The sequence below is a fragment of the Xenorhabdus sp. KJ12.1 genome (assembly GCF_963876495.1).
Taxonomy (GTDB): Bacteria; Pseudomonadota; Gammaproteobacteria; order Enterobacterales; family Enterobacteriaceae; genus Xenorhabdus; species Xenorhabdus stockiae.
On the sequence record NZ_CAWNQH010000113.1, the window covers coordinates 1 to 4,831 of the forward strand.

Annotated in this window: 1 protein-coding gene and 2 pseudogenes; all 3 read right to left on the reverse strand. The window is 35.0% G+C overall.

What is annotated here, in order from left to right:
* On the reverse strand, positions 1 to 2,500 hold a 2,500-nt coding region (locus AACS92_RS18865; protein WP_153044800.1), incomplete at its 3' end, for a trypsin-like serine protease.
* Positions 2,501 to 2,708: 208 nt separating this feature from the next.
* Positions 2,709 to 2,989, reverse strand: a pseudogene (locus tag AACS92_RS18870) (aspartate carbamoyltransferase); the annotation flags it as partial.
* 221 nt (positions 2,990 to 3,210) lie between these two features.
* A pseudogene (locus AACS92_RS18875) lies at positions 3,211 to 4,831 on the reverse strand (hypothetical protein); the annotation flags it as partial.

Here is a 4,831-nt window from a genome sequence, read left to right on the forward strand (position 1 = left end):
CGGTGAAAGTGATGGGTGTCGTACATCCCCAGTCACCATTATCACTGACGACAGCATTCTCACAAATTATGTCTGAGAGGATGTCTGGCGCATCTACCCTTGATGCCCCCCGAGAAAGGGTGAGTTTACGTTTTCTGACGTTAACTGTTTCACCGGGAATATTGGCAGTTCCTGATACTGTCGCAACAGTATCTGAGATGTTTTCCGGGCTTGTAAAGCCAACGTCAGGGGTTTCGATTTCAAAATATGCTTTTTGTAAGCCACCGTTCCAAATATGAGGCTCAATATTGAGTCCTTGAGGTCTAAACCTGTCCATTATCTCAATATAATAAACCCCGTCTTTCAATTCAGGAGGAAGCGATAAACTCCAGTTTGGAAAATCATGTCTTTCTCCATAATCACTATATTGTATTGGTATTTCGGAAAAATAATTACCATTTTCCAATGGGATTTTTACGTAGATATCCTTATCATCTCTATTGCATTGAGGGGAATTTGAAGGTGACTGACTGCTTTTTTTCATGCAGATAGAATATTCTGAAGGTAAAAGTATATCATCATTTGAGAGAGTATAACGTTGATCATCACCACCAAAACCAGTGAATTTTTTATTTTGTATATCAATAGGTGAGATTTTTGTTGGTGATTCCATCGGATATTCTTTATTAAAATAAGGCATAAAATATCCGCCTTTATATGTGAAATTTTTACTATACCGTAACTTTGGATCAAATGGGTCAACGTTCTCCAGTTTTTGTATTGCACCGATAAATTCAGAATATTTTTTGTTTTCATCAAAATCGTCTTTTTTTGAATTAGAGTTATTGAAAAGAAAAATATTTTCACCTCGAGGATTATTTTTACAATTTGTAAGATAACCGTCAAGAATACAGACTAGCTTTGCATTGTTAGCATAATTCACGTTATATTCTAATATTTTTTTATATATGTCTCCTTTTCTTTTTTTTGGCTCCACCTTTAAAGTGGAATAATCTTCTGGTTTTAAACTGATGCTGACTTGATCGCTGATTTTTTTCTTTTGGGCTTTTTGAGATATAGTTATATTATAGTTGTCATCTTTTCCTAAATTTTTAAGATGAATATCAGACTTTATACTGCATGACCATAGTCCATTCTCACCTGTTTTTATCAATTCTTCGTTATTTAACCCAGCGCATAATTTATCCTGTGTATAAACTTCGTCACCATACTTAGGGTTAGCGATCAATTCCAATATTATTTCAGAACCAGGGGCGGCGTATCCACGTATGGTAAAGTTTTTGGTTAGAACTATTGATTTATCTGATGGGTAAATAATACTAATCTCTTGCTTTGCATTTGGTATTGTTGCTGTTATGGTATCACTCTCCCATGATGCATTAACTTTATTTAACTCTTCAGCTGTAATAGTAATTTCATATTCATTGTTTTCTTTAATTTTTTTAGTAAAATAGGAACCATATGGGATATCACATTTCCATGTCCCATTTTTGTCTACCGGACATTCAGTATTTTTTTCATCTTTGTGATCAATGGAGTAACGAAGTTTGATCTCAGAAGATGGACGACCAAATCCCTCTACAGGTATGATTTTTCGCCTTTTACTTAATTTTTCACCCCAATCAGGATTGTAGATCCATATTCTTTTCATTTTTTTAGAAAACCAATCTTCTAGGTTTCTTTTGCCAATAAAATTGTTATTAAGATATTTTCCTGTAACATCTGAAGCGGAAAAAAATGGACGAGATTTATTGCTATCTTTAAGAGTAATTATTCCTGTGGATGCAACACCGATGATTGTATCATGCCAAATAATCGGGCCGCCAGAGTCTCCAGGTTGTGCAATTCCTGGCTTTAAATCTTTATTTTCTTTTATAAGAATCCCATGATTTAGATGTTGATCTATGGCATCAGTGACAATATTAACATCAGCTCTCCGCTGTTTTTTTTCAGTATTTTTTATCTGATTTCCTGTTGTTGGATCAATTCCCAAACTACCATAGCCATAGACAGAAGCGTTATAATAATTTTTGTCTATTTTTTCATAAGCTTCATCATAATCAAAGAAACGACGAACATGGCCATAATTATTTAAAGTAGTAGGCTTATCTAATTTTATTATTGCAAAATCTGCGATATTACCTTTGATATTAGAGTATGGAACAAAATTTTGATATTTTGCAGTACCAATTACTTCTTTTTTATAATTTAAAATCGAATATGTTTTAATGATTTTAGAGTCACCCTGGCAATGTGCTGCCGTTAAAACATAGCTTGGAGAGATCAACGAACCACTACATGAACCAATATGTTTTCCTAATTTATCTTCAGTACGGATATTTACAACCCAAGGTTTGCATTTGCTATCTTTACTATCAATACAGCTTTCTTCTCCTCCAGCAATTGTTTCTATTGGCTGATGATTCAATACAGTATCTGAAAATACATTTATACTGTAAGATAATAATGAGAGGGTAAAAAATACTTTAAATATAATCATAACATCCTCCTGAATGGGGAGATTAATTATTTTTTTCGATACAAGTCATATGGTCATTACCTTCAGATTTTAAATTAATATCTTTATTTCCAACATAATACATACAGTCACTATTTACTACTTTAATCTCAGAATCATATTTACTGATATTTTAAAATTAGTCATAATATTTGTAACTGCTTATTTATGTTAATTAATTATTTCAGCATTAATCTATAACAACATTTTCATTCGGTACCAGCGATAGCAATGCCTGATGAGCATAAATTCCATGACCTGCCTGCTGGAAATAGTACGCATAAGGCGTTTTATCTACATCAACAGTAATTTCACCAATACGTGGCAGCGGGTCATATACATAATATCCAGCTCAGGCAGCACATCTCCAAAATTGTTGTGAGTGCTGTAGCTCACCTGTTTTTCATCCAGCATGTGCAGAATATAGTTGGGCATAGAAAGTGCGTCCGGCGCAATAAAGCAGAAGTGGTTGAACGGAATTTGATTAAATCAAAGTGCCGGATAAAAAAACCAGCACTTTGTCAGTAATCTGACGCCTCCTATCAGGAGGCGCTATGCCGTCGTTCTTTTTGTTCAAATCTCCTTAGATAGAAGGCCTAATATACAGTATAAATACATTTATACTGTAAGATAGTAACAAGAGGATCAAAAATATTTTAAATATAATCATAACAGCCTCCTGAATGGGGAGATTAATTATTTTTTTCAATACAATTCATATGGTCATTACCTCCAGTACATTCCAGTGTTTTATCTTTCCTTGCTGGATAATGTTCATTATCAGATGTTTCATGGATAGTAAAAGAATATACCCCTCGTTTAGCATAATATTCATTGTCTGAACTCCAATTTCCTTTTTCATCAGGAATTATTTCTTCTGATTTTACACCATCAGCAAATATTATTATTTTAGGGTGGAGAGTTTCTTTGAATTCACTGATTTTTTTATCATTATTAGGCAAGGAAGTTCCATAAATGTGGATAAATACATTATCGATGATTTCATATTTTACGGAAAAATCTTTTGATTTCAGTATAGTAACTTCGTCATTGTTATTTTTGATGGGAACATTTGGCGTTCCTGTATTTTTAGCTTTAATTTGTATAAAACCGGCAGGAGCATCACTAATTTTTGTTTGCCAGTTATTTCCAATACGAGAAAGAAGTGGGAGTGTATGTTCACCATTTGAATAGTAGTTTGCAATTATATCGAGAGGCGTTTTTTCCGTTACTTTCCCTTCAATTACAATCTGTTTAGGATTGTCGTCTGTTGAAGTAATAAATTCATGCATAACAGGTTTTGTGATTTTTACCGGACAACGTGCCACACTAAATTTAATTTCTTTTTTTCCGGGGAGATTATTTGCCTCTTCCCTATTTTTGTTACAAAACACAGATGCTTTATAGTAATTAAAACATTTTGCGGTTAAACCTTTAATGCTCCATGTACCGGAATTAAAATCAACATCCGGTGTATATTCTTTCGTTGGTTCAGAAGTATGAGTGTAGCCAGGATCATCAAAACTAGAAATTGATACTTTAATTTTTTTAACATCATTTGGAATATTAGTATTAATTAAACCGGATATGTCATATTTTCCATCAGGTATAATTTGAGCATCCTCCATTGACGTTATGGTTGCACAACATGGTGGAACATAAGGCCTAATATTTATTGAATGGTGGTTAAAATGTAAATGTAAGTAGTTGACTGAAGAAGCTCCATACGCTGGCTGGATTTCATAGGATGCCTGCGTTGTAGAGTGCGGTTCATGGCTGATAAACTGTTCCGCCGATACCGTGAATTTTCCCTTTCCGAATAGGTAAGGCCCGCAGGACCATTTGCCGGATGCAGTAACGGTGGTATCACACGCTTTATTATTACCGTTTTTGGCTATATGTATTTGGGCGCCGGGTTCGCCTATTCCGGCAATATCAAAAGGTTTCCGGTGGAATTTAGTATTCTGTTTAGGTGCTGTGATACTGATTCGGGTTTGGGTGATCTCATATTGACGTGTCACTTCCGAGGTTCTTTTATAATGGGTTGTGGTCAGATCTTTTGAGGGGAGTTCTTGATATTGGGCTGCATAAAGGGAGAATATCCCTTCCTGTTTTGCTGTCATGACGGGATTATTTGGGCATACCCATTTACCGTTGGCATTTACTTTGGTCTGACAAATCAGTGTGCCGGATGAAGTCGGTAGGACGGTTTCTTTTGGCGGTAGCAGCGATTTTGAACTGGCGATAAGGATCAGTTGGCCGGGAGTACCTTCTCCTTGAATGGATATACCGCTATTTATCCGGTAGTGAGCG